27 protein-coding genes and 1 riboswitch are annotated in these 26,260 nt (G+C 44.6%); of the genes, 7 read left to right on the forward strand and 20 right to left on the reverse strand.

All coding sequences use genetic code 11. The features are described 5' to 3' along the window. Window positions 1–6: 6 nt before the first annotated feature. The 3 genes from RKD52_RS16250 to RKD52_RS16260 all read right to left on the reverse strand — a co-directional run bounded on the left by RKD52_RS16250 (window position 7) and on the right by RKD52_RS16260 (window position 3,527). On the reverse strand, window positions 7–1,398 hold the full coding sequence (locus RKD52_RS16250; protein WP_454100525.1) for a M28 family peptidase: 1,392 nt from the start codon (window positions 1,396–1,398) through the stop codon (window positions 7–9). A gap of 198 nt (window positions 1,399–1,596) precedes the next feature. After that, window positions 1,597–3,165, reverse strand: coding sequence for a sodium/solute symporter (locus RKD52_RS16255; protein ID WP_454101250.1), 1,569 nt, complete (start codon window positions 3,163–3,165; stop codon window positions 1,597–1,599). Then, window positions 3,162–3,527 carry a hypothetical protein gene (locus RKD52_RS16260; RefSeq protein ID WP_454100526.1) on the reverse strand — a complete coding sequence of 122 codons (366 nt, stop codon included), beginning with the start codon at window positions 3,525–3,527 and terminating at the stop codon, window positions 3,162–3,164. The genes RKD52_RS16255 and RKD52_RS16260 overlap by 4 nt, the downstream gene beginning before the upstream one ends. A 168-nt stretch (window positions 3,528–3,695) precedes the next feature. Here RKD52_RS16260 and RKD52_RS16265 point away from each other — a divergent pair, with 168 nt between their 5' ends. Beyond that, window positions 3,696–4,925, forward strand: coding sequence for a helix-turn-helix domain-containing protein (locus RKD52_RS16265; RefSeq protein WP_454100527.1), 1,230 nt, complete (start codon window positions 3,696–3,698; stop codon window positions 4,923–4,925). Between the two features lie 162 nt (window positions 4,926–5,087). On the opposite strand, the gene RKD52_RS16270 is transcribed toward RKD52_RS16265, so the two are convergent. The 5 genes from RKD52_RS16270 to RKD52_RS16290 form a co-directional block, all read right to left on the reverse strand. Continuing rightward, window positions 5,088–5,342 carry a hypothetical protein gene (locus RKD52_RS16270; RefSeq protein ID WP_454100528.1) on the reverse strand — a complete coding sequence of 85 codons (255 nt, stop codon included), beginning with the start codon at window positions 5,340–5,342 and terminating at the stop codon, window positions 5,088–5,090. Next, a complete protein-coding gene (locus tag RKD52_RS16275; protein WP_454100529.1) occupies window positions 5,323–6,600 on the reverse strand; it encodes an MFS transporter in 1,278 nt (425 codons plus the stop codon). The genes RKD52_RS16270 and RKD52_RS16275 overlap by 20 nt, the downstream gene beginning before the upstream one ends. After that, on the reverse strand, window positions 6,597–7,241 hold the full coding sequence (locus RKD52_RS16280; protein WP_454100530.1) for a TetR/AcrR family transcriptional regulator: 645 nt from the start codon (window positions 7,239–7,241) through the stop codon (window positions 6,597–6,599). Before RKD52_RS16280 ends, RKD52_RS16275 begins: the two co-directional genes overlap by 4 nt. Window positions 7,242–7,261: 20 nt before the next feature. Then, window positions 7,262–8,527, reverse strand: coding sequence for a glycosyltransferase (locus RKD52_RS16285; RefSeq protein ID WP_454100531.1), 1,266 nt, complete (start codon window positions 8,525–8,527; stop codon window positions 7,262–7,264). Between the two features lie 282 nt (window positions 8,528–8,809). After that, entirely contained in the window at window positions 8,810–9,331 is a 522-nt protein-coding gene (locus RKD52_RS16290; protein ID WP_454100532.1) for a dihydrofolate reductase family protein, read from the reverse strand. 88 nt (window positions 9,332–9,419) lie between these two features. Between RKD52_RS16290 and RKD52_RS16295 the strand changes: the two genes are divergently transcribed. Next, window positions 9,420–10,361, forward strand: coding sequence for a helix-turn-helix transcriptional regulator (locus tag RKD52_RS16295; RefSeq protein WP_454100533.1), 942 nt, complete (start codon window positions 9,420–9,422; stop codon window positions 10,359–10,361). Between the two features lie 110 nt (window positions 10,362–10,471). On the opposite strand, the gene RKD52_RS16300 is transcribed toward RKD52_RS16295, so the two are convergent. Continuing rightward, the gene (locus tag RKD52_RS16300; RefSeq protein ID WP_369732289.1) at window positions 10,472–10,891 is read right to left on the reverse strand and encodes an Lrp/AsnC family transcriptional regulator; all 420 of its coding nucleotides are present in this window, start codon (window positions 10,889–10,891) and stop codon (window positions 10,472–10,474) included. A 146-nt stretch (window positions 10,892–11,037) separates the two neighbouring features. Between RKD52_RS16300 and RKD52_RS16305 the strand changes: the two genes are divergently transcribed. The 3 genes from RKD52_RS16305 to RKD52_RS16315 all read left to right on the forward strand — a co-directional run bounded on the left by RKD52_RS16305 (window position 11,038) and on the right by RKD52_RS16315 (window position 12,980). After that, the gene (locus RKD52_RS16305; protein WP_454100534.1) at window positions 11,038–11,241 is read left to right on the forward strand and encodes a DUF1272 domain-containing protein; all 204 of its coding nucleotides are present in this window, start codon (window positions 11,038–11,040) and stop codon (window positions 11,239–11,241) included. 69 nt (window positions 11,242–11,310) lie between these two features. Beyond that, on the forward strand, window positions 11,311–12,273 hold the full coding sequence (locus tag RKD52_RS16310; RefSeq protein ID WP_454100535.1) for a helix-turn-helix transcriptional regulator: 963 nt from the start codon (window positions 11,311–11,313) through the stop codon (window positions 12,271–12,273). 74 nt (window positions 12,274–12,347) lie between these two features. Further along, window positions 12,348–12,980, forward strand: coding sequence for a type 1 glutamine amidotransferase family protein (locus RKD52_RS16315; RefSeq protein WP_454100536.1), 633 nt, complete (start codon window positions 12,348–12,350; stop codon window positions 12,978–12,980). A gap of 198 nt (window positions 12,981–13,178) precedes the next feature. Here RKD52_RS16315 and RKD52_RS16320 read toward each other — a convergent pair whose 3' ends face one another. The 11 genes from RKD52_RS16320 to RKD52_RS16370 form a co-directional block, all read right to left on the reverse strand. Next, window positions 13,179–13,841 carry a Type 1 glutamine amidotransferase-like domain-containing protein gene (locus RKD52_RS16320; protein ID WP_454100537.1) on the reverse strand — a complete coding sequence of 221 codons (663 nt, stop codon included), beginning with the start codon at window positions 13,839–13,841 and terminating at the stop codon, window positions 13,179–13,181. A 192-nt stretch (window positions 13,842–14,033) separates the two neighbouring features. After that, complete coding sequence (locus tag RKD52_RS16325; RefSeq protein WP_454100538.1) at window positions 14,034–14,408, reverse strand: DUF948 domain-containing protein; 375 nt, start codon at window positions 14,406–14,408, stop codon at window positions 14,034–14,036. An 80-nt stretch (window positions 14,409–14,488) separates the two neighbouring features. Then, on the reverse strand, window positions 14,489–15,703 hold the full coding sequence (locus RKD52_RS16330) for a threonine synthase (RefSeq protein ID WP_454100539.1): 1,215 nt from the start codon (window positions 15,701–15,703) through the stop codon (window positions 14,489–14,491). A 92-nt stretch (window positions 15,704–15,795) separates the two neighbouring features. After that, entirely contained in the window at window positions 15,796–16,128 is a 333-nt protein-coding gene (locus tag RKD52_RS16335; protein WP_454100540.1) for a hypothetical protein, read from the reverse strand. Window positions 16,129–16,272: 144 nt separating this feature from the next. Then, complete coding sequence (gene metC, locus RKD52_RS16340) at window positions 16,273–17,460, reverse strand: cystathionine beta-lyase (RefSeq protein ID WP_454100541.1); 1,188 nt, start codon at window positions 17,458–17,460, stop codon at window positions 16,273–16,275. Further along, the gene (locus RKD52_RS16345) at window positions 17,447–18,571 is read right to left on the reverse strand and encodes a methionine biosynthesis PLP-dependent protein (RefSeq protein WP_454100542.1); all 1,125 of its coding nucleotides are present in this window, start codon (window positions 18,569–18,571) and stop codon (window positions 17,447–17,449) included. Before RKD52_RS16345 ends, metC begins: the two co-directional genes overlap by 14 nt. Before the next feature lie 132 nt (window positions 18,572–18,703). Next, window positions 18,704–18,827, reverse strand: a riboswitch (SAM riboswitch). Window positions 18,828–18,906: 79 nt separating this feature from the next. Further along, a complete protein-coding gene (locus RKD52_RS16350) occupies window positions 18,907–19,716 on the reverse strand; it encodes a carbohydrate ABC transporter permease (protein ID WP_369732277.1) in 810 nt (269 codons plus the stop codon). Between the two features lie 17 nt (window positions 19,717–19,733). Further along, on the reverse strand, window positions 19,734–20,609 hold the full coding sequence (locus RKD52_RS16355; RefSeq protein WP_029282502.1) for a carbohydrate ABC transporter permease: 876 nt from the start codon (window positions 20,607–20,609) through the stop codon (window positions 19,734–19,736). Between the two features lie 59 nt (window positions 20,610–20,668). After that, complete coding sequence (locus tag RKD52_RS16360; protein WP_454100543.1) at window positions 20,669–21,922, reverse strand: ABC transporter substrate-binding protein; 1,254 nt, start codon at window positions 21,920–21,922, stop codon at window positions 20,669–20,671. A 1-nt stretch (window position 21,923) separates the two neighbouring features. Then, window positions 21,924–23,000 (reverse strand): FMNH2-dependent alkanesulfonate monooxygenase, encoded by a 1,077-nt coding sequence (ssuD, locus tag RKD52_RS16365; RefSeq protein WP_454100544.1) that lies wholly within the window; start codon window positions 22,998–23,000, stop codon window positions 21,924–21,926. A gap of 294 nt (window positions 23,001–23,294) precedes the next feature. Next, window positions 23,295–24,185 carry a DMT family transporter gene (locus RKD52_RS16370; protein ID WP_454100545.1) on the reverse strand — a complete coding sequence of 297 codons (891 nt, stop codon included), beginning with the start codon at window positions 24,183–24,185 and terminating at the stop codon, window positions 23,295–23,297. 156 nt (window positions 24,186–24,341) lie between these two features. On the opposite strand from RKD52_RS16370, the gene RKD52_RS16375 reads away from it, so the two are divergent. Beyond that, window positions 24,342–25,397, forward strand: coding sequence for a hypothetical protein (locus RKD52_RS16375; protein ID WP_454100546.1), 1,056 nt, complete (start codon window positions 24,342–24,344; stop codon window positions 25,395–25,397). Window positions 25,398–25,501: 104 nt separating this feature from the next. Then, window positions 25,502–26,224, forward strand: a complete 723-nt coding sequence (locus tag RKD52_RS16380) for an alpha/beta hydrolase (protein ID WP_454100547.1) — start codon at window positions 25,502–25,504, stop codon at window positions 26,222–26,224. The last annotated feature ends 36 nt before the right edge of the window (window positions 26,225–26,260 follow it).

The raw sequence follows: 26,260 nt of genomic DNA on the forward strand, positions 1-26,260 counted from the left end.
TTCTGTTTACTTAATATTCTCTTCTGTTTTGAGCTCATCCGGTGCTTTAACCTTTGGAGCTTTTTTCGGTTTTGGTCCGATCTGATCCAATCTGGCACGGTCATAAATGGCTGTTCCGACAATTTCAGCTGTATCCTGAAGCTTTTCTTTGCTGATTTTGTCTATAGAATCTTCAGGCGTATGATACCAAGGCTCGGAGGGACTGTGAATAAACAGCGCAGCAGGAATTCCCGCTTCCGCAAAAGGAACATGATCACTGCGTCCTCCCTGTCCATATGGCGTCGGTTCGCCGTTTAGTTTTCCGCTTGATTTTTGAGCAAGGTCTGTGACAAGGTTCGGCTTGCCGTCAAGTGTCAGCATAACAAGATCGCCGGCATCTCTGCTGCCAACCATATCAAGGTTAAAGTTAGCAACTGTGCGGCTGATTTCATCGTCTGATAACATGCTTACATAGTGTTCTGATCCAAGCAATCCTACTTCTTCCGCACCAAATGTCACAAAGCGTATTTCTGTATCTGCCGGTACATTCTTCAGAACGCGTGCAAGCTCAAGAGTCATTGCAGTTCCTGAGGCATCATCATTTGCTCCCGGGGCACCCGCAACAGAGTCATGATGTGCACCGAGAACGATAATATCATTCGCTTCAGACTTTTTGCCTGTCGGTTTTTTCACGGCTATTACATTGTGGGACGTTTTTTCGCCCGTTTCTGCTCCAACTACGGAAAGAGAAACCGTTTTCCCGGCGTGTGACAGCAGCGCTTCACCTTCTGCTTTTGATAATGCAGCTGAAGGAACGAATTTGTCGTTGTGTTCTCCAAGGGTTCCGCTTAGTGCTCCCTCAGAATTGTTGTATATAATGACCCCTGCAGCTCCTTTTTCCGCTGCATTGAGCACTTTTTCTGCAAAACTGATTTCCCCGCGTTTAATAAGGGCAATTTTTCCGTTCAAATCAAGAGAAGAAAGCTCGTCCTTTTTTCCAAGGCCAGCTATAGCGAGCTCTCCTGATACATTTCCGCTCACAGAATAAGTAAATGCCTGAGGCTTCAATTCTCCGCCGTAGCCATCTACTGAAAGGGAGATGCTGCTTGGCGGAGTATAACCGTAAAATGTGAACGGCTGAACATCGGCTTTATACCCGTATGATTCAAATTCCTCTTTAATAAACTGAACAGCTTTAGCCTCAGACTCCGTTCCAGCCACACGCGGAACTTTTGATAGGTAATCAATATTTTCATAGATGTTTTCTGCGCTGATTGCCTTTAGGATCTTCTTTTCAAAAGGGTCCTGGAAGTGCTGAGCCGCTTTCGCCGCAGGCTCCTGCTTTACAGCAGCCTGTACACTCACAGCTCCAATTGCCAGAGATGCTGCCAGAGTAAGAGATAGGATCGGTTTTTTCATAGCATAGCCTCCTGATGGTTAGAGATAGATTCTTAATGTGTATCTTACTTTATTTCGCCAGACGAAATAAGTGCCAAGAAGACTATCTAATTCTATCCATTTTTTCTAATAGATAGGTTATAATCCCTAGTAAACTTATTGGTTAAATGACTTTAAGACAGATTAAAAAGAGGACCTTTATAAGGTCCTCTCCTCAGATTAAGCAATCTCTGATTCTTTTGAATGCACTTTTCTCATAAAGTCATTTACGTCTGCCGGCACTTTCCGGTCGAGTTTAGACACGATATAGACGGATAAGAAGCCGATCGGCACCGTAATCAGGCCAGGCACCCTGAACTGCAGGAATTCAGGAAGAGTTGCCGGCAGGAAGATCATGTACATGGAAGAAAGAAGTCCGAGCACAAGACCTGCGATCGCTCCTTTTTCCGTCATGCCTCTCCACCAGATGCCGAGAATGAAGATCGGGGTAAACGTACTTGCTGCTACTGTAAAGGCCAGTGCAACCAAGTGGCCGATCGAGGCTTCTTTTACAAGAAGACCAAGTGCCCCGTAAAGAATACCGAGAATGATAATCGAAACTTTCCCTGCGATAACGCGCTCTTTCTGGGAGATGTTTTTCCGCAGGAATGTAGCATACAAATCATGAGCCAATGCACCGGAGCTTGCGATGAAAAGGCCTGAAAGATTCGAGAAAACGGCCGCAAACGCGCCGGCAATAACAAGACCAAGCAGCCACTCTCCTCCGAGAGCCTGTGCTGTGGACGGAATAACCATGTTGTTACCGCCTGCAACAAGATCCTTCATTACTTGAGGATCAGCAGAACCGCTCAGGAAGATCGATCTGCCGACAGCTCCAAGATAGACAGCAAACAAAAAGAAAACGCTTGCAATTAAAATCGCCATAAGAGCGGATTTCCGGGCAGCCTTTGCACTTGGGTTCGTGTAAAAGCGAAGGAGAATATGCGGAAGTCCGATTGTACCAAGCGCAAGACCAATGGTCATGGAAATGGTCTGCCAGAAAGAAGGAAAATAGTTCCCTGTTCCAATCCATGTCTGACCGTCATGAGCGACATCTTTGCCGTCAGGAGCAAATTCAGCTGTTCCGGCGATGCTTCCTGTGAATTCGGTGACAGATGCCAGTATGCGCTCATAATATAAACCGCCGTAAACAGCCGCTACAACCATAAGGATAAAAGCGCCAAGACGGATCCACAGCTCCAGCGCCTGATTCAGCGTTGTGCCTTTCATCCCTCCGACACCAACGTAGAAAATCATGACACTGCACGTAAAGATTATGCCAAATTCATAGCTTGTTCCAAAGAACATGCTTAAAATCTGGGCGGCACCGAGCAGCTGAGGGGCTGCGTAGAAACCTGAAATGGCAAGAACGACTGCTACTGCCGCAAGTCTTGCACGCTTGCTGTGAAAGCGGTAGCCGAGGAAATCAGCTACTGTATAAGCACCGAATCTTCTAAGAGGACCCGCTACAAATATAGCCAGAAGAGTAAGACCGATCGAGAAACAGAACGCATAGTACGCACCGTCATACCCAAGCTGAAATGTCAGCCCCGCAATTCCGAGAAACGTTGCAGCACTAAGGTAGTCCCCTCCAATGGCCGAGCCGTTGGTAAACCACCCGAAGCTTCTGCCTCCTACGAAAAATTCAGATGCCGTCGCATTCCGCTTTGTAAGATACGTAATATACACGATTGTACCCATCAGGAAAATCGTCAAAAGCATTTTCGGTTCAAGTAACGCAGCCATCAGTTGACACTCCTTCCGTCAGAAGCTTGAACAGAGCTTGCCGGAGTCTGACTCTTCTTCAGTCGCTTCTCATACAGCGAAGTATGGATAAATGCAATTAAAAAGGCCATGCCCATCGCAAAGATTCCGGTGAAAAACCAGGCGTACGTCATGCCTCCGTAAAAAGATGAGAACATGAAATCCGGAGAGAACCAGTTTAAGACTGGGATAATCAAAATAAATGCAAAATAAAACAGTGTAAGCTTTGACCCGATGCTGAACTCGCTTTTCATCAAATAACGCGTCTCCTCATCAAGAGGCGTGAGCTCCCGGACGTCAACCGTCCCTGCCTCTACATACTCATAATCTTTATAATCTGCTGCCACGATCCTTTCCCCCTTTTATCTGGTAATCTGCTGCTTGATTGTATTGTACATGACCAAAACCTGCGTTACCTTACAATAAATTATCAGAAATGTATAAATATTTAATATATTCCTACTTTCATGTATACTAGTGCTAGAGTCATATTGATAGAAACGGGGAATATAAGCGTGTATACCGTAACATTCGAAGTTAAGGAACCTGCCGAAAAAGAGAAAATGGCCTCGTGGATCCAGGAAGAGCTTAAAGGGGAGTTATCTGTTTCAGGCCATAGACGCGATCCGCTTACGATAAAAGTAGTCGAAATCACGAAACTGTTCGACTGGGTAAAAATTCACCGGCTCAAAAAACACCATCAGAACTGCATTATCTTCCCGCTTATCGAGCCATCCATGCTGAAAACATCGCCCCTTGCACTTGAGATGAAGCTTCACACCATGCTCGTTAAGCCTGTCAAAAAACACACCTTCATTAAAAGCATAAAAAAAGTGCTGACTTCAGCCGGAAATGAAAGCGCAATCATAACTAACTACGGCGATATGACCAAAACATACAAGCAAGGAAACAGCGAGCTTCTTCCCTTTCAGGAAGCCTTTCTCAGAAGACTTCTCAGAGCAGAAGTCAAATCTGAGGAGGAACTGTTTGCTGCACGGCCCTATTTTCCTGATCACAGCGTCCCAAACACGGTCTGTTTTATCCAGGGATTCATTCACAATCAGCCGCGGGAAACAGCAGTAAATGCGCCCATGCTGATTCAGGCTGCTTTTAAAGATGCTTTTTCAGCTATAGGTGTACTCCCTTCTTTTCTGGCCTATAAAAAACATCTGCTCATGCTGATCCAGGTTCCGCACGGCTATACGTCCCTTCAGCACTTTCAGGAAGGCGAAGAGACTTTCCTAAGAGCAGCTGATGAGCTGAAGGAAAAACACGGCATCCACCTTTTCACCGGCGTCGGATCGATCTGCAGAGAACCCCTTATGCTCTCCCAGTCATACAGGGAAGCACGAAAAGCGAGGCGCACACCTCACTATAACAGGCTGTCACTCCGATATTATGAGGAAATAACGAAGAACCCGCTGATCACGTCATGCACCCATTACATCGCTGAAAACTGCCAGAATGATTTAACCACCAGACAAGTAGCCAAACAAATAAACATCAGTGTCCCCTACTTCTGCAGACTTTTCAAAAAAGAAACAGGCCGCAGCTTTGTTGAATATGTCACCTTCGTCCGCCTGCAGCGTGCCGTATGGATGCTGCGGCACACAGACAAAACCATTGAACAGATCGCAGAAGAACTTGGCTTCAACACACCGAACTACTTCAGCTCAACCTTTAAAAAATATGTCGGCATTACCCCGAGCGAATACCGGATGACGGATGAGATTTTGTTTGTTTGATCAAGTATGAAGAAATGAACTGTTTACACATATATCGCCGTACTTATTAAAATAGAAAAAAGTGAATTTGAGCAAGCTCAAATTCACTTTTTTCTGCTCTTAGCTGGCTTTAATTCCAGCTTCTCACGTCCTTAGCAACGCACAACACAATCCAAATGGTATTTACCCTTTTGACAATTTTCCTTTTTTGATTCCTTTGATCAGCAATGGGATTAAAAATAGAAGAATCAAATAGTTAAAAAGCGGCTGAATTGTCTGGGTGAATCGAGGCAGATTTTTTAGCGATTCATCAAGGGTGGATCCATTTACTGAAGAAAACAGAATATATCCTCCTCCAATGAATAGGCCGATTACAATAGGAATGAGCAAAGCTGTTCCCACTACTATACAAATTTTTTTAACGACTTTTAAGATCATCGTAAATTCCCATCCGTTCATGTTCATTTTGTACTGATTTCACGTTGTAAATCTGCTTCACCATCAAGCTTATTAGAAGTGATAACACCCCAATAATTGCAATCAAGATATAGATTTGGCTTGAGAACACGTCAACCAAAAAGCCGAATAGGATTTGCCCTATTGGTACGGCCGTTGTAGCCGCAGCTGCTTGTATCGACATCACTTTACCCAACATATTACCAGGGGTTTTCTCCTGAATAATTGTATTCAGATAAATGTTAACGACCGTCAAGGCAAACATGACGAGCATAGAACTGATGCTGACGAACACGTATTTTGCAAAAGCACTTTCAATGAATGGACTGGTGCCGAACGCCATTCCGAAATAGACAGCTGCACACCCTGTAATCCACAGATAAAGATTATCACCCCGAATTTTGCTCTTTAGAAGCCCAATGGCCATGGCCGAGAAAACAATACTTAGTGAAATGCCTGATTGGGCAAATCCAAAATAAGTATCGGGCATATTAAAAAGCACTTTAATCATGTATGGCAAACCTACAAAAAACATGGGGGCAACAAAAAGACTGACAGTGAATGCTATTCCAATGCTTTTTAAAATGAATCGATCATCGTGAATGACATAGGAAATCCCCTGTTTGATGTCGCTTATGACCATTTGAGCAAAAGGCTCCGGTGCCCGTTTGTCAAACGGAATCTTCATGAAGATTTCAATAACGGCTGCTGCAATAAAGAAGATGGCGCTGACAACAACAATCACATTAATGCTTGTGAAGCTGTAGAGCACACTGCCGGCAATCGGGCCAACAAAGTTTGCAGCGGACACGACTCCTGAAACGATGCCATTGCTCTTCAAGAGCAACTCCTTAGGGACAAGTGCAGGAATACTGGCCTGAACAGCAGGCTGATACATTGAGCTAATCAATGTCAAAGCCATCAGAAGAACACCTATAGAAATGACCGTTCCGTTTCCGCTAAAGAGGAGCATGGCAAACAGGATGATAAGAATACTGCTGCACAGGTCTAAGATGACCATGATCTTTTTCTTATCAAATCGATCTGCAATTGCTCCCCCGATTGGCGAAATAATGATTGCAGGCACGATGGAAAGACCCATGATTGTTCCAAAAATCGTGGCTGAATTCGTTAAATCAAGCACATATAAAGACAAAGCAAATCGTAATACAGACGAACCGAATATCGATATGATCTGTCCGAATATCAGTATTTTAAAATCACGGTTAAAACCTTTCATTGCACCAACACACGCTTTAGAGTCACGAACAAAATCCTCAATTTTTTCTGTATTTCACTTGAAAGCTCTTGTTTTGGTTTATTTCCGATGCTTACCTGATTCAAAATGCCTGACATATAGGTTTCAATCAGCATAATGATATCTTCCTTTGGTACTGCAGGCACGAATGTTTCATGATTAATCTGCTCTTCTAAAAAGGAGCAGAACTTTTCATGCAGATATTGGAGGTTAGAAACGTCCTTCACAATGCTCTGCACCTTCCCATATCGTTCTGGATCCCTTGAATAAAGAGCCATTATGCTATAATAAACAGGCCCCCGGTCCAGTAAAGATTTCTGCATATAATCACCAATGTAGATCAGAATCTTTTCAAGTTTTTGCAGAGGCTCCTCTTTGCCTCCAAATATTTCATTCACTTCTTCTTTCACTTCTCCGTTTATATTTTCTTCATTCAGTAAAGCTCCAAACACCTCGTCAATATTAGAGAAATATTTGTATACGCCTCCCTGGCTCATTCCGGTTTCGATCACAATATCTCTCATTGATACATCAAAAATCGGTTTTTGCATGCAGACTCTTCTGGCCGCTTCCAAAATTCCCTTCCGTTTCAATTGAGCATGATTTTCACTGACTTTTGGCATAACCAAATTCAATTCCTTTCTTATCTGTAATAGTTTTCAATTGTTTTATGAATAAGCTCTGCACTCTTTTGTGCACCTTTTTCTGCCCTTACCTTGTCACCTAATTCCCTTGCCTTATTCTTAATTTTAATGGATTGAGTTAAAGCAACAGCGTCAGCAAGCTTATCGGCAGTCAATTCCTTGCGCGGGATCGACCCTCCGCTTACACCAAGCTCAACCATTCTCTTTCCCCAGGCAAATTGGTCGTTCCCAAACGGAATCACCACTTGAGGCACACCTGAACGAAGTGCTGCAGCAGTCGTGCCCGCTCCCCCGTGATGGACAACCGCAGACAGCTGTGGAAAGAGCCACTCGTGAGGGACACTTTTAACGTACAGGATATCTTTTGTGTTTTCTCTTTCCTCCATGCCTCCGCCGGCATTGATGATTCCGCGCATACCATTCTTCTCAAGCGCCTTTACGACCATTTCTGTTGATTCGGCTGCATTTGCCTTATCTCCCACACTGCCAAATCCAACATATACAGGTGACTCTCCATTTTTCAGGAACTCCTGCATCTCTTCTGACGGTTTGTAAGATGATTGATCTTCAATGAACCAGTACCCAAAAGAGTGAACATGCTGTGGCCAGTCACCCGGAACAGGGAAAACGCTTGGACTTAATGACGTAATTGTAGGATGACTTGCCGTACGCTGTTTTGGATAAGGATTCGAAAAATCTTTAGGGAGCTGTCCATACTTCTGCATCCAGTATTTCTTCAAGCCGGTATTGGCCATCTTCCAAAATCCTTTTTCAAAGATGTGATGAGTCAGTATGTTCACGGACCTGCCAAGCCGCAGACGGTCATAAAAAATGATGGCAGGATATTCTTTTGTAGGAGTCATTGGAAAAGGTGCGGCCAGGATGCTGGGTATGCCCATTTCCTTTGCAGCAAAATATCCGAGTGCAGCTCCTGGATGGTACACGATGGCATCTGCACCTTCACAGGCTTGGTGCATGTCTTCTTGACCGCCGATCATCAGCTCTGTCAAATCGTCATTTTTAAAGTTTAAGCTTGTAAAAAATTTCAGTGGATTATCTGCATCCTTTACAACTCCGCTTTCTAAGATTTTGGCAACATCACCGCGCATGGGTGCATATTCAAATCCATACCCCTCGACAAGCTGCCGGTAGGATTCTGATGCAGCAATGCGTACTCGGTACCCTTTCTTTTTCAGTTCTGTTCCGAGCGCAATAAACGGCTGGGTATCTCCTCTTGTTCCAGTTGAGAGCATTGTGATTAACATATATAAACCTCCTGGGGTTAAATTCAAATAAACGACATTGTTGTCGTTTTTATTGTATAACACCACTTCGAGAAACACAACAACAAAATGACAACAGTGTCGTTTTTATTTCAGGAAGGTTTGCAAGTCCTTTAAAATGTCTCTTTAAACTGCAAACAGAAAAGTTGTACTCTTTCTTAAAGAATGAACCGCAGCATGCGTACGATTCCTGTCAGATGAATCCAGTGTTTTGAGGTCTCTCGATTAAAAACAGGCACCTTCCTAAAGGAAGATGCCTGTTTTTTATGAACGGGTATAATGGGACTGAACATAGTCCCCATAGCGGACAGATCGTTTATACGCAAGTTTTGTTTCGGGATTACCCGGTCTGAATAAAGGAATGCCCTCTCCAAGAAGGACTGGAACGGTCGTGATGATGTATTCATCAATCAGATTCTTTTTCATGAAATCATCGAGAAGATCCGCGCCGCCGACCATCCAGATGTCATTGCCATTTTCTTCTTTGAGATGTTTGATCAGTGATTCCGGTTCTTCCTTAGTAAAAATCAGGTCACCTTCTGTCCGGGATTCGCTTCTTGTATAGATGAAGCTTTTCATTCCTTCATACGGATACTTATGATTTGTCAGCTCTAAAACGTGATCATATGTTTTTTTGCCCATGATGACCGTGTCGATTGTTTCCAAAAACTCACTGTACCCGTTGTCTCCTTCTCCCTGTGCTTCTTCCAGCCAGTCAATGCTTCCATCCCTGCGTGCAATATACCCGTCAAGACTGACTCCTATATATAAAACCACTTTTCTCATATCTCCAGCTCCTTCTAAAAATTGACTTCCTTATCATCCTAGCAGATAATGACGACAGATTCTGTCGTGAATAGCGGAGGAAATTGACATGTCCAAAACACAAAGATTATTAAACATTCTCTTTTACATCAACAGGCAGAGAAAAGTGACGGCCGGCGAACTCTCTGCGGAATTCGGCATCAGCGTCAGAACGGTTCAGCGCGATCTCGCCGAACTGGAAGAATGGGGGGTTCCTTTATATAGTGAACCGGGGCCGGGCGGAGGATACACGGTTCTCAAAAACAATATCCTGCCGCCGTCTTTTTTTACAGAGGATGAGGGAATTGCACTCTATTTCTCCTATCAGCACCTCCTGCTGCTGCACGCCCTGCCGTTTCAATCCGAAATCAAGGCTGCATCTGACAAACTTTATGCTTCTTTTCCTGCTGCTGTTAAGGAGAAAATTGATCAGTTAAAAGAAAGGGTCTCTTTTTGGGCTCCGCCTTCTAAAGCGGATGTGCCTTTTTTAAACGAGCTTCTGGACGCTGCCGTTCAGCAGATTGAAATCCGCATTGCCTATGAAAGCAGAAATGGTCAATCTAATCGTGTCATCGTGCCATACGGTATATACGCATCCGGAGGGCTTTGGTACTGTCCTGCTAATGACCGCAAATCCGGCGGGGACCGGCTGTTCCGGGCAGACAGAATTCTTTCTGTTGAAAAATTGGCTCCTGCCCGGAACGGTTCTTTAACCTTAAGTCAATGGATGGAAAAAGAAGAAACGCGTACACAGGCGCCGCTTAAAGTCCGGCTCTCAAAAAACGGGGTCAGAGAGTGCAAAACGCTGCCTTTTCTATCAGATCATCTGAAGGTAAATGAGGACGGAACCGGGGTTATCGACACTTTTGCACCGCTTGAGGAAGTTCCGTTCATGGCGAAGCAGTTCATCTTGCTCGGAGAAGATGTATATGTAGAAGAACCGGCTGAACTGATTGAGGAAATGGTTGAGCGTGCTGAGAATGTGCTGAGGATATATAAAACAGATGGGTAGTTGAGAATCTGCTTTTTGAGTGAATGACCTGTCCCGTTATTCACTCAGCAGCATGACTCACCATACCTTTAACGGTTCACAGGTTTGAACCGCTTCTTACTTCAATCCGGCTATAAAACTTTATCAGGAACAGGAGAAGACAGGTTCATCATCGTGAGCGGTTCGCCGTACTCCATGGATGAATCAATAAACCCTTCTAATAACTCATTCGACTCAGTCACAACTTTAACAAGATAACTGTACTCTCCAGTTAATCGATGACATTCAATAACCAGAGGATTTTCTTTGCAAAATTCTCTAAATGCGCTGCATCGGTGCGTTTTCATTAAAATGAATGCCTGAACCGGTTTATCAATCTTCACATTGTCAATTTCAGCCTTATACCCTTTAATAATACCCTGATCCTCCATCTTCCTGACTCTTTCTGTGACCGCAGGAACGGATAAAGAAACTTTCTTTCCAAGCTCAGTCATTGAAACTCTGCCATCTTCCTGCAAAATAGTAAGTATTTGACGATTAATTGGGTCCATTTGCTTCCACCTTTATTATTTTATCTCAATCTACTAAAATTCATTATTTTCTTAAGTATAACTGGCTGAATTCCATAAGAAAAGTATGTTTCAAGGGGCATTGATAAACTAAAATAAGGAGTATTCAAACACTGGAGGTTTTTTATATGGGATTACAAATGAAGACAATATGTGAAAAATGTGATGGCGAATTAAAAGGAAGTGCATATATCTGTGTGCATGAATGTACTTTTTGCGAAGACTGCACGAATGGAATGTCAAACGTTTGTCCTAATTGTTCCGGAGAACTTGTCAGAAGGCCCGAGAGAGCTGGTTTTTGTCCTATTAATACCCTACCTGTCAGCGGGTGACATTTTATAGGACCTAAAAAAATAAGAAATATATAATAGTAAATAAATTTCATGAAGAGGTAGAATTATATGCCTAAAATCGACAATATGTTAGCCATTCTATGGATGCTTCGTTCAGGTGAAAAAATAACTGCAAAACAAATTTCAGAAAAGTTAGAGATGAATATAAGGACTGTGTATCGTTATATTGATACAATTTCAACAAGTGGCGTACCTATCATTTCAGAACCAGGACATAACGGCGGATACACTTTACTGAACAATTTTATTGCGGCTCCTCTTTTTTTTGATTATGAGGAGCAAACTTCACTATATCACGCTGCTGTTTTTGCAGAAGAAGCGGGATATTATGGTGGTGAGGCACTAAACAGGGCCATTTCAAAACTAAGTAAATACTCAAATCAAGAGCAGGAAACAAAGATAAACCAACATAAAACTAGTCTTGAAGTAATAAGTCGATTAAGTTCACTCTCTATAGAACCTTCTTTGAAGGAGTTGGAGCAGGCCGTAGCTGACGGGTACTCAGTAAAAATTCTTTACCATAAAAGTGGCGAAAAGCAATTGAATGACAGATTGGTCGATCCGTACAGAATTATCTATTGGAATAATAAATGGTATGTGATTGGATTTTGTCATCTTAGAAATGAAATCCGCAGTTTTAGAGTCGATCGAATTGAAAGTTTAATGCTAACAGAAAATAAGTTTAACCGGCCAGAAAATTTTTCAGCACGTGACTTTTTTACAAATAGCCTTCTTCCAGCTATAGAAGATAAGGAAGGGATTATTTCATTGGTTATCAATGGGGATAAAAATGTATTGGCTGATATTTGCCAACATTGGTTTTTAGGACATTACTTACAAGAACGGACTTCAAATCAAGCAGTTTTTCTTCTTGAAAAAGATGTAATACATACATATGTACCTTATTTCCTTTTACCGTACAATAAATCGATTAAAGTTATTGAGCCAATAAGCCTTAAGGAAAGACTTATTGAAGTTCTGTCGGAATTAATAGATTTTCATCAAGTATGATAACTTCCCTGACGCTACCTGTCAGGGAAGTTATTTTATAATTGCTCTATCAATTGTGATTGGAGTGTTATTGGATGCAAACAAAAAAGGCTTTTCTATATGTATTTAATACAATGTCGGACTGGGAATATGGATATTTAATGGCTGAACTAAACTCAGGAAGATATTTCAAAAAAGATTTAGCACCTTTAAAAGTAATGACAGTAGGAGCTAATAAAGAAATGATTACTACTATGGGAGGACTGAGCATAAAACCAGATATTTCCCTTGATGAATGTACTCTTGAGAATAAAGATCTTTTAATTTTACCAGGAGGGACTACCTGGAGTGAAGAAATTCATCAGCCTATCTTGGAAAGAATTGGCCGAGCTTTAAAGCTTGGCACGATTGTTGCTGCAATTTGTGGAGCAACTGATGCCCTTGCGAATATGGGATACTTAGATACTAGAAAGCATACAAGTAATAACTTAGACTATACTAAAATGACATGTCCTAACTATAAAGGAGAAAAGTTCTATGAGTTGCGATCTGCGGTATCTGATGTGAATTTAGTTACTGCATCTGGAATAGCTCCTCTGGAATTTGCAATGGAAGTACTGAAAAAAATAGATGTATTTACACCAGATGCATTACATTCATGGTATAACCTAAATAAGACTCATAAACCTGAATACTTCTTCCAGTTAATGAATTCAATAAATAAATGAAGATACGGAAAAGCTCAATTTCTCTATTTTTCTTTTTTCACAGTATCCGGGTGACTAATGGCAGTATAAAATAACCCCACAATTTGCAGGACTTTGTTGAAAAGCGAAGTCCTGCTAATTCCTGTGTGATATAAGATTTTCAAGCCTTTGATGACTGGAAGTTAATTTTTCCGATTCAAGAACCTTCTTCCCCACCTTCTAGAACTGCTTCCAATTCCCTTCAGAAATAACTTCTGCTTCTCCGTCAATCACTTTTATAGAGGTCTGATCGTCAATTGCATATGCCGGCCCCTTGATTCCTGCTGCCCATTTTTCTGCAGCAGCCATGGTGTTTCCCGGCAGCATCTCGTGGTCCAGATGGGGAAATAGGGCGAAATCAACCAGGCCCAGCGTTTCATCGCTTCCGGAGGGCGGAGTCCAGCCTACGAAATACTCTCCAATCTCAGGTGCCATCACCATGCTCCCGGCGCTCATTCCCACATAAACGGCGTTCAGCGACGGCAAGAGGTCTGCAAGCCCGGATTGCCTCATCCAGTGGCACAGGTAGAGGGCGTCGCCTCCGGACACGAGCAGGACATCCGTCTCCTGAACGAGCGGCACCCAGCGGTCTTTATCAATGCTAGGCAGCGCGGTGAGCTCCAGCACTCCTACAGATTTCCAGCCCAAATCGACCATGGGATTTCCAGGTTTCCCTGTAATAAACTCCCAGACTTTGACACCGGGCCCGACCCAGGGGTGTCCGTACATTGCTGTAGGAATGCACAGGGCGGTGGAATCTGCGATCGGCTTGTCCAGCATGTCAACAAGGGCATTGTGTATACTCTTGTTCGTTACACCTCCAGATGTAAGCAGAAATTTCATACCTTCACTCCTTATCATTTTGCATACTATTAAAGACTTCTATCCTTCAGATTTGAGTTTTTCGAATCATCTGTTTTTTATAATAATATCATATAAAACAAAAACAGCAGGCACTATTCTGCTAAGAATGTGCCTGCTGTTTTATGTGTCATTGCATTTCTCCCGCAGCCAAAAAGCAAGCTGAGAAAACGTTCATTTAAGCCTGATTTTCATCTCTCGGTTTGGCGAATCATCGTTTTTCACAGGAGGAAGTCCGTATCCGTAGCCCGATGCCGCCTGTTTTACGGTATGGGTCACACTGTTCAGAACTTCTCCCATGTCCTGTGCGGATTCAAACAGCGGTTCCACTGTTTTCATCTTGCTTTTCACATCAACCGTAATCTGATTGGCAGACTGGATGAGTTCTTCTGCTTCCCCCGACAGATCATGGACCGCTTTTCTCACTTCCGCAAGCGTTTCATTCGTCTCTTCAAGAGTCGTCATGCCCTTGCGGAGAGTCTGAATTAAATAGCCTACTAGAAAAATAAAGGCCAGCGCGGCTCCTGCAGCACTTACTTCAAAAATCATCTTGCACCTCCAAAATGGATTATGCACAAGACTGCCTGTACATTGCTACAGTATATGAACCTGTCTGATGGAGTAGAAGTTTAGAGTGAGAGCTTTTCGCCTATTTTCAGAACCGGCGCCTCTGCGCGTACCGTCTCCGGATATTTAATGCCCTGACCGGTGTTGAGGCAGACCACTTTCTCGTCTTCCTTGATCCATCCGCTCTCCTTCAATCTGCGGGCAGCTGCAAATGTTGCCGCACCTTCAGGGCATATAAAGCATCCTTCAAGCTGTGCAGTCAGGGCTTGTTCTGCTTTAATTTCCTCTTCTGATACAGCTATGGCACTCCCGTTTGTTTCATAAATTCCCTTAAGAACGAGGAAATCACCGATTGCCTTCGGAACGTTAATGCCGAACGCATCCGTCTGCGAATTTTCCCAAAACTCAGATTCAGCTTTTCCTTCTTCAAAAGCTTTGACAATCGGCGCGCATCCCTCTGCCTGAACTGCAACAAGGCGAGGCATTTTATCCTTGCTGATCCAGCCCAGATCCTGCAGCTCCCGCAGTGCTTTATAGATGCCAATGATCCCCACTCCTCCTCCTGTCGGATAAAGAATGACATCCGGCACCTCCCAGCCCAGCTGTTCGGCAATTTCATATCCCATCGTCTTTTTCCCTTCAATGCGGTACGGTTCTTTCAAGGTAGAGGCATCATAAAATCCCTGATCTTTCACAAGTTCCGCAACAACTTTTCCGGCATCGCTGATCAGTCCGTCAATTAGATGCAGATTCGCCCCTGAAATAGCAGTTTCTTTCCGGGTGATGAGCGGCGCATCAAGCGGCATGATGACATATGGCTCCATGCCCGCTCTGGCAGCATAAAGCGACCAGGCTGCACCTGCATTTCCGTTTGTCGGCATGGCAAAGGTCTTTACGCCAAGCTCCTTTGCTTTTGAAATTCCGACAGCCGCTCCTCTCGCCTTGAAGGAACCGGTCGGTATCAGCCCTTCATCCTTCATAAGCAGCTGAGTAAGACCGTACTCTGTACCAAGCCTGTCCATTTTCAAAAGAGGGGTCATTCCCTCGCCCATTGAAACCACATGTTTTGCGTCCTCAACCGGCAGCAGTTCATGATATCTCCACAAACTGTTTTCCCGTCTGCTGATTTCTTCTTTTGTTAACGTACTCTTCACTTGATCTAAATGATAGCGCACCAAAAGCGGAGATCCGCATGTGCAAAGCTGCTGCACATCCTTGACTGAATACTCGGTCCCGCACTTCGGGCATTCCAAGTGTGAAACATAGCTGTAACTCATTCTGCATTCCCTCCACCTACTAGTAAAGACCCTGAACATTGAGTCAAGGGTCTTCCGTTTTTTTCGGTCTGCTTTATGTAAAGAAAGCAAGCTTACACCGGCGGAACGCGGTCAGCACTTGCCTTTTTTCTTCTGAAAACAAACCGGTTCATGAATTTGTAATTCAGTAAATTGAACCAGATCAGTGCATCCAGAATGAAGCTGCCGGTCGTATCCATCTCATCATTCCGCATTTTCACGTCGATAAACCAGCCGGTAAAATAGCTGCCGGCAAGCCAGAAGGCGTAATACGTGATAAATTTGCTGAATGTACCATCAAAAGGAAGTGTTACAAATTCAATAAATGCAGCTAATCCTGTAAAGAAAACCAGGAATGAAGCTCCCAGCAGAAAGAAAATCCTGAACAAAAACCCTAAACAGCCCACACATTTTCCCACCTTTCCCTAAAACTATATCATTCTTTCAAGGATGGAAAAATGTGTTTTCTCTGTTTTTTCAGATGTTTTTCTTTCATTTGAGGCCATATACTCTTCTCTGAAAACCGTCTGCTGCAAGCTCCATGTTTTCTATTAAGCTCTTAATTTATTCTCCACTGCACTCGCCGGCAGTTTTGCAAGTGCCTGGTCAAAATCTTTGATCAGATCATCCGCATTTTCCAGTCCGACGCTGATGCGGAGAAGTCCGTCCGTTATTCCGCGGCGCTCCCTTTCTTCTTTTGGCATCGCTGCGTGGGACATTCTGGCCGGATAGGACAGTATGGACTCGACCGCTCCAAGGCTTACCGCAAATACCGGCAGCTCAACATTTTTAACGAGCGTGCGGACGGCATCCTCGTTTGCCAGTGTGAAAGACAGGACAGCCCCGGGACCGTCTGCCTGATACCGCTGGATCGAGTGTCCCGGATGAAAGGTTAGTCCCGGGTAGTAGACGTTCCGGACCGCTTTATGACGGGATAAATAGTCTGCGAGTTTTCGTGCAGACTCACTGGACTGCTGCAGCCTTACGTTCAATGTTTTCATGCCGCGGAGAACGAGCCAGCAGTCCTGGACGCCGAGCACGGCCCCGAATGCGTTCTGCAGTTTCTGTACTCTCGCAGCAAGCTCCTCCCCTTTAACAACGGCAAGGCCTGCAAGGACATCGCTGTGTCCGGCAAGGAATTTGGTGGCGCTGTGAAGGACGATGTCCACACCGAGTTCAATCGGCCGCTGCAGGGCTGGAGTCAAAAACGTATTATCTAAAAACGTCAGGCATCCGTTTGCCTTTGCAAGCTTTGTAATTCCGCGGATATCCGTAATTTTCAACAAAGGATTGGACGGTGTTTCAACGTAAATGACTTTCGTGTTGGGCCGGATATGCGAGGCCACTTCATGGAGATCCGTCATATCAACAAAGCTGTATTCAATGCCGAATCTGCTGAGAACGTCTGTGATAATCCGGTACGTTCCCCCGTACACATCCTCTGTAATCAGGACGTGGTCGCCTTTTGACAGGAGCAGAAAACAGGTGGAGATTGCTGCCATCCCGGATGCAAAAGCAAAGCCTCTCGTTCCGCCTTCAAGTTCGGTGATGGCCTGCTCGAGTGTTTCCCGGGTCGGATTGCCTGAACGCCCGTAGTCGAATTTACCGTAATCGTCAAAATCAAACTGATGAAACGTTGATGAATGATGGATGGGAACGCTGACCGCCCCTGTGTCTTTCTGCGCCTTATGACTGTTGTGAAGCAGTTTCGTCTCAAATGTCCACTTACCGCTGCTCAACTTTATCTGCCTCCTTCATAAGTTCAAATGCCTGAACCAGATCCCGCTCCAGATCACCTGCGTGTTCAATTCCGACTGAAAAGCGCAGGAGGCGGTTGCATACGCCGTTTGCTGCTCTGATCTCTTCAGGAATATCCATATGTGTCTGTGTGGCCGGATATGTGATAAAGCTCTCCACGCCTCCGAGGCTCTCTGCGAATGTTATTGTCTTCAGAGCTTTTAAAAACGGGTTGACCCACTCTTCCTTTTGCAGCCTGAACGAAAGCATTCCGCCTTTACCCGGATACAAAACATCTGTTACTTCGGATTGGCTCTCCAAAAATGCCGCAAGCTGTCCTGCATTTTTTTCATGCTGATTCATCCTTAAAGCAAGTGTCTTCATCCCGCGGATCAAAAGCCATGAATCAAACGGGGAGAGCACTCCGCCTATTGCATTATGATGCTGTGCGAGCTCTTCGCACAGCTCTTTGCCTTTTGCGACGACAAGGCCTGCAAGTACATCGTTATGTCCGCCCAAATATTTGGTTGCACTGTGAATGACAATATCGGCTCCGTCTAAAATCGGCTTCTGCAGAATCGGCGTGTAGAACGTATTATCAACTATCAGCAGCAAATTGTGTTCCCGTGCAATTTCGGCTATATCGCTGACCTCTGTTTCCTGCATCAAAGGATTTGTCGGAGTCTCCAGAAAAATCGCCTTTGTGCGGTCATTGATCAGCTGCTTTGTACAGTCCCCGTCTTTAAAATCCGCATAATGGAAAACAAGGCCGTATTTGCGCCATTCACGCTCAAACAAGCGGTATGTTCCGCCGTACAAATCGGAGGAGACGATCAGTTCATCCCCGCTTTTAAACAGGGCCATCAGCGTCTGAATGGCCGCCATTCCAGAACTGAACGCATACCCCTGATCGCCGTGCTCAAGATCTGCAATTGCTTTTTCTAAAATCGTTCTCGTCGGATTCCCCGTCCTGATGTAATCAAACCCTGTTGATTCCCCGATTCCATTATGTCTGTAGGCTGTTGAAAAGTAGACGGGGGGGTTTACCGTTCCCGTTATGTTTTCACTGCGATTCCCGATTTGCGCCAAAGTTGTTTCAATGCGTTCCGACATGTTTAAACACCATCCTGTTTGTCATTTCTTCTTTTTACACGCCCTGGACCGGGCTGTCTTGTATACATTGGAAAAATAAAAAGCGCCTTCCTCATATAAGAAGAAGACGCTTGGTTCTGCGAAACTGGCTTCCTCTTATCTCCCAAGCATACAAGCTTGCTGGAATTAGCACCTTGGTTCGAACAGGCATCCGCCTGATCTTTTCCGGTTGCTGAGGTTTCACAGGGCCAGAACCCTCCACCTCTCTGGATAAGAATAAATAGTATGAATTTTTTAAATGTTTTTATTACCTTACCTCACTTTTTTCATAAATGCAAGAGGTTTAGGCAAAAAACTCAGCCCTTCACTGAGCCTGCTGTCATTCCCGCAATGAAATATTTCTGAAGGAAGATGTAGGCGATAATCAGCGGAGCAGATGCGATCATCACACCTGTGAACAGCATCGGATAGTTTGTCATGTACTCCCCCTGGAATTCAAGGAGAGCAAGCGGCAAGGTCTTATATTCATCTTTCGTGATGAAAAGCAAGGGATAAAGCAGGTCGTTCCAGTGCATCACGAACAGAAAAATGGCTGTAGCCGACAGCGATGGAAGCGAGAGCGGCAAGGCAATTTTGCGGTACATCAGCCAGTTCCCGGCGCCGTCAATGGATCCTGCTTCAAATAACGATTTCGGCAGAGTTTTCATGAATCCGGTGAGGATAAAAACAGCAACGGGCAAGGTAGCCGCAATGTTGACGATCATCAGCCCCACAAGACTGTTCGTCAGCTTCAGCTGAAAAATCAGCTGATAGAGCGGAATCATGTTCACCTGCGCAGGAATCATCATGCCAAGTGTAAAGAAACCGAACACAGCAGCGCTGAATACACCGCCGATTCGCGTGATGGCATAGGCGATCAGGCTTGCAAAAAACAGCGTCAGAAAGACGGATACAAGCGTGACAATCGAGCTGTTTTGAAAATAAAGGCCCATCGACTGCTCTTGAAAAATAGATATGTAATTTGACACCGAAAACCGTTCAGGCAGTCCTAGCACATTTTCATACATTTCAGCAATCGTTTTAAACGTTGTTAAAAAGATGGCGAAAATCGGAATGATGATAATGGCTGCATAGATCAATATGAGTCCGTACTTTGTTCCTTTCAACGTTCGTCACCCTTTCCTCAGTAGTCGACCCTGTTTGCGCGCAATGCTTTAAACTGCACAAACGTAATCAGGGCAATAACGGCCATAAAAATAACTGATTCTGCTGATGCATAGCCGAATTTAAAGCTTCTGAATGCGGTTGTGTAGATCAGGGTTGCGATAATCTCCGTTGAATAGTTCGGACCACCCCGAGTCATGGCAAAGATCAGATCGAACGCCTTAAAGGACTGGATCGTTGTGTAGGCCACAACGATGGTTGCTGCGGGAGCTACAAGCGGCCATGTGACTTTTTTGAACGTCTGCCATCTGCTTGCCCCTTCTATTTTTGCCACCTCGTAAAGATCGGCAGGAATACTCTGAAGACCGGCAACAAAAATGATAATCATCTGTCCTGTATGAAACCATACTTGCACGACAGCAATTGAAAAGATGGCGATTTTCTCATCACCTAGCCAGTTCTGTGCCAGGAAATCAAGCTGCAGCCCTGTAAGAATGGTTTTAAGGAGCCCAAGGTTTGGATCGTAAATAAACGACCAGATAAAGGCGACTGAAACAGAGGATAGAATCGTAGGAAAAAAGAACAGCGCCCTGAAAAAAACATTGGTCCTTGTGTTTTTAATCAGGAACAGGGCAAATACAAGGGAAAACAGCGTTTGAAAGACAACGACAAACAGCATGAATTTCACGTTGTTTCCAAGTGCTTTTGCAAAAATAGAATCATTTGTCGCCAGATTGATATAATTGGTCACTCCGACGAAATCAAAATCAGGAGATATGCCGTCCCAGTTAGTAAATGAGTAAAAGAAGGCGCTCAGTGTCGGGTAGATAAAAAAGATGCTGTACACAAGAATGCCGGGTGCCAGAAAGAACAGCAGTGATTTGTTATGTTTCAGCAATGAAAAGGCCTCCTTTCATGATGAGAAGAAGAGGGGCTTTCCCCCTCTTCTCCGGATTACTTGCTTAAGTTCTGCTCAACGATTTTTTGTGCTTCTGCAGCTGCTTTTTCAGGATCCGTTCCGCCGATGACAGCTTGTATGGACGCGATCACCGCTTTTTCAACATCTGCATTCGGAATTAGAAAGCGGGGCTGGAACCGTGTGTTTTTTTCCATCCAGACAGCTGTATCTTTCAATTCTTCAGACTCATACGTGACATCCTTAAGTGTTACATGCTGACCGGTTTTATTTGCGTATTCGCCTGCATTTTCGGTTTCAGAAAGGAAGCTCACGAATTTCTTTGCTGCATCCTGCTTTTCTGATTTGCTGTTGACTGCAAGCATGAACGTGGTTGTATGGACACCTTCGTATTTCGCTTCATTTTCAGCAACCGTGATTGGCGCAAGAAGCTGAAGCTTGATGTCCGGATTTTGCTGCTTAATGCCGGCCATAGCGTATGATCCGCTTGCAAGCATTCCTGCTTTTTCCTGGGCCATCAGCGCAATGGCGCCGTCATGCTTTGTGCCGAGGGCTTCTTTTGTAATATAGCCTTTATCCGTCAGCTCTTTAAATTGAGAAAGTGTTTTGACCCACCACTCATCTGTCAATTTCGCATCGCCGGCCATAAGTTTAGCAAAAATCTCTTCGTCCGGCGCATTGTTCATCATCATGCTGTTCATCAGCTGTCCTGGACCAATGTCAGCTCCAGGGAAGGCGATAGGGGTATAGCCGTTTTCTTTAAGAGTTTCGCAAAGAGCTAAAAACCCTTCCCAGTCTTTAGGAGGCTCAAGACCGAGCTCTTCGAAAATACCTGCATTATAGACAGGCTGGTTATAGACAAGCTGCAGCGGAACGGCAAGCTGTTTGCCGTCTGCCTTTCCTGATTCTATCAGGTTTTCATTGTAATTTTGAACAAATTCCTCATTGGAAAGGTCAGCAAAAAAGCCTGCTTTTTTAATAATTTCAAATTGAGAACCCGGGAATGAAGTAAACACATCTCCCGTTGAACCGTCTCTGAGCAGCGTCTGTGCAGTAGACTGATATTCCTCAGATGGATAGACTGTCATGTTCACTTTGATTTTCGGATTCTCTTTTTCGAATTTGCTGATCAGTTCTTTGAAAACTTCAGCATCCTCCCCGCGCCAGTGGATAAAGCTGATTTCTGTCACACCGTCTTTCCCGCTCCCTCCTGTTTCATTTGAGGAGCATCCGGCTAAAGCAAGGACCATTACGAAAATTGCCGCTAAGAAGCTGCTGAGCTTTTTGTTCATCTTATACCTCCTGTTTGATGGTTTTATGTTTCAGGGGCAGCTTTGGAAACAGCAGTTCCGCTGTGCGGTATGCTTCTTCCAGATGCGGATACCCCGACATAATGAATGTGTCTACGCCTGCTTCAGCGTATTTTTTCATATTTTCCGCCACGCTGTCCGGATCCCCGACAAGCGCAGTTCCCGCACCTTCCCTCGCAAGGCCGATTCCTGCCCAGAGTCCCGGTGCGATTTCAAGCGCATTTTTGTTGTCCAGCGACAAATCTGTCATCCGGCGCTGGGCGACAGAGTCAAAGCGGGCAAATTTTTGTCTTTGCGCTTCCACTACGCTTTCATCAACATACTGAATGAGTTCGTCTGCCGCTTTCCATGCTTCTTCAGCTGTTTCTCTGACGATGACATGAAGTCTGATGCCGAATTTCACTTCGCGTCCTTTTTTGGCGGCAAGCTCCCTGACTTTGTCAATTCGCTCTTTTACAATCTCTACCGGCTCTCCCCACGTTAAATAATAATCAACGTGTTCAGCTGCAACTTCATGAGCTGCAGGAGAGGTTCCCCCTAGATACAGGGGAGGATAAGGCTTTTGCACCGGAGGATGGTGGATGCCGCCGCCGGCGATGTCAAAGTACTCTCCCTTAAAATCAACCGATTCTTCTTCAAAAAGCCTTCTCCACACCGTTAAAAATTCTTTTGTCTGCTCATAACGCTTGTCATGGCTCAAATGAAGACCGTCTCCCGCCAGTTCAACAGGGTCCCCTCCTTGTACGATATTCAAAAGAAGTCTTCCCCCTGAAATCCGGTCAAGAGTAGAAGCCATCCGGGCTGCAATCGTTGGAGGCGTAAAGCCCGGTCTCAGAGCAATGAGAAATTTCATCCGTTCTGTTACAGGAATAAGACTTGATGCGATGACCCAAGAATCTTCACATGCTTTTCCAGTAGGCAGGAGGGCTCCGCTGAACCCGAGCGTATCAACCGCTTTTGCCACCTGCTGCAAATATTCAATGGTGACCTCCCTCTTGCCTTTATCTGTTCCTAAGTATCTGCTGTCGCCTGCTGTCGGTAAAAACCAGAATATTTCCATATATATCCTCCTAAGTAAATTGCCTGTGCTCAAATGCACTGCTGTATTTCAGCTGCCTGTATAAAAAGTAAACGATCTGTCAGATGGATCCGCTTCCTTTTTAAAAAGGCTCCCATCCCAAATAGACATGGGGCGGGAGCCTTTGGTTTTCCAATCAGCCCAATCCATATAAGTTTAGTCAGAATTAATTTTTATAATAGTGAGAGTTTACAAGATTGTCAATTTATTTTGCATAAATTGGTGAAAAAAGGCTTTCCCTGTTACCATACATTCTTCAAAAAATGACAAATTCCTTTAACCTTTTTTCTTAAAATTCACAAGCATCACACCGGCAATGATCAGCATGCCCCCGGCACCGCTTGCGATCAGAACAGGTTCATTCAACAGGAGCACGGCGGCAATGACGGTTGCAAGCGGCTCAAAGTAAAGGAAGGATGATACTTTCGTTGCTTCCATGACTTCCAGCGCCTTCCCCCAGAACCAGTAGGCTACGGCTGATACAAAAATCCCTAGAAACAATAGATGTGTCCAGTTTTCACCTGTCAGAGCGGACATCTGCTTCCAGCCTTCTCCCCTGATGAAGAATGGGAGCGTCATCAAAAAGCCGAAAAAGCTCGTATAAAAGGTGACCGTCAAAGCCGAATACGGTATCGCCAGTTTTTTGATCAAAATCGAATAAACCGCCCAGTTTAACGTGCTTAAAATCATCAAGATATAACCGAAGTTCACATGAAACACGATGGATCCGCCCTGCCTGTAAGACGTAATCAGCAGCACCCCTAGAATGGCAATCGTCATGCCGGCCGCTTTAAACAGCGTAAACCGCTCTTTTAAAAAGAAGGCAGCAAGGATAGCTGTAAAAATCGGCGAAAAAGAAATGATCCAGCCTGCTTCAGAAGCCCCGATCGACTGAAGGGCGGATGCCTGAATAACCTGATGCACAAAAATCCCAAGCACGGCAAGAATGAAAACGGCGGGCATTTGGGACAGGCTGATCTTAAGCGGATGTCTTAGAAGAACCAGCAGAAAAAACAAAAAAACCGCAGCAATTCCAAAGCGGACAACAAGGAGCGTGAACGGCTCAAGCTGGCTGAGAACAGCTTTTGTAGACACAAAGGAGATGCCCCAAAAAGAAATAGAGACGGCTGCATAGATACTTGCAATAAACTGGAACGGTTTTTTCACCTTCAGCACTCCCGGAGCTTGTCTTCTTTTAAGGAGTATGAGCTGCTCCCCGGAAATATGACACGTTGAAATCTGTCATATTTCATCCACACACCCTTCCAATTTATTACACTATTATATGGTATATTTATCCTATATAGAAAGGCGGCGATGGATATGAACCAAACACTGACTAGGCCTAAATGGGGATTGTATCTGTTTCTTGTGGTCCTGATTCTTGCTTCAAATGCGGCTCTATACCGGCTTCCAATAGTGCAGCCTGTTCCTGATGGTGCGCTGATCGGATCCCTTCTTGATCTACTTGTTGTCATTCCCCTTTTAACTTACTTTTTCATTTTAAGAAAACGCTATTCCCTGACTTATATCGGACCTGTTGTTTTAGCCGGCTATTTATTTGCCCATTTTGTGCTGCCTGAAGAGCAGCTTGCAGCGCAGCCCCTTCTCCCTGCAGCCGTTCTGGCTTTTGAATCAATCTTTATCGCTGCAGAGCTGTTCCTTCTTGTGCTTGTATTAAGAAAGATTCCTCTCATTAGAAGAGACTATCAGTCAGCAGCCGGCCTTCCCTATTTTCACCTGAAAGCAGAATCTGCTGCCTACAATCATATTTCCCGGAACAAATTGACTGACGTCCTTTTAACAGAAGCTTCCCTGTTCTATTACGCGCTTCTTTCATGGAAGAAAAAAGCGCCCGTTCAGAGCGGAACGTTCTTTTCTGCCCACCATAAAACGAGCACGGTTGCTTTGTCGTTCATGCTGATTCATGCAATCGTGCTGGAAACGGCTGCGATACATTTTTTTCTCCACTCGTTTAGCCCCGTCCTATCGTGGGTATTGCTTATTCTAAATCTATATGGAGTGCTTTTTCTTCTCGCAGACATGCAGGCTGTGCGATTGTGTCCTTATCACCTGTCAGACGACACACTGTATCTGCAGGCAGGCATCTCAAGAAAAATCAGCATTCCGCTTGCGCTCATAAGTGATGCAGGGCTGAATGATCTTCCCGAAAAACGGCCGAAGGAACAAGAGCGGCAGATTCTTGATTTAAGCCTCCAGGATCTCGTGAAAGAGAAGCCCGCTGTTAAAATCAGTTTAAAAGAACCTGTTCCAGCGGATTTGCTGTATGGTTTTAAGAAAGAAGTCACGATCGTTTTGCTTAATGCGGATGAGGCGGAGTCATTTATCCGTGAAATCAGGAGACGAACCGTAAGCTAATGACTCAAGATGCAGGTATTTTCCCGCTGTTCATGTTAAAATGATGGAAGCGTTTTAATCATTATTTTCGGATGTTAGTCCGTCATCTTTTGGGGGTATCACACATGACAGTCAAATCAGGTATTGTACAGGAGACGCTGCTGTATTCGCAGGAATTAAAAGAAGAAATAACCTTGCTCATTTACTTGCCCAAAAATTATTCACCTCTATATAAATACAGCCTACTGATCGCTCAGGACGGTCAGGATTATTTCAGACTGGGGCGCATTTCGAGACAGGCTGAGGAATTGCTCGCAGACAGCAAAATGGAAAATGTCATCATAGTCGGCATTCCCTATCGTGATGTACATGACCGCAGGGAAAAATATCATCCTGACGGCAGACGGCAGGCGGCCTACATCCGCTTTCTGGCACATGAGCTCGTCCCATTTTTAGACCGGGAATTTCCAACTTATCAAATGGGTGCGGGACGTGCGCTCATTGGTGATTCCCTTGCAGGCACAGTATCTTTTATGACGGCTTTGACCTATCCGCACACATTCGGAAAAGTTATCATGCAGTCACCATACTCGGATGATTCCGTACTCAAAATGGTGAAGGAATGCTCCTCGCCTGAATTGCTGTCAGTGTATCACCAGATTGGTGTGAACGAGACAGAGGTGAAGACCACAGACGGCGCTGTACAGGATTTCCTTGAGCCGAACAGAGCTCTGCATCAGGTCATGACAGACAGAGGCATTCCGGTTCAGTATGAAGAATTCGAAGGCGATCACAAATGGACTTACTGGCAACCGGCCATTAAAAAAATACTGCAGTCCATGTTTTAGCTGCTTTAATAGGCTTCGGCCGCTGATTTTGATATA

It is taken from the genome of Metabacillus sp. SLBN-84, from assembly GCF_053629595.1.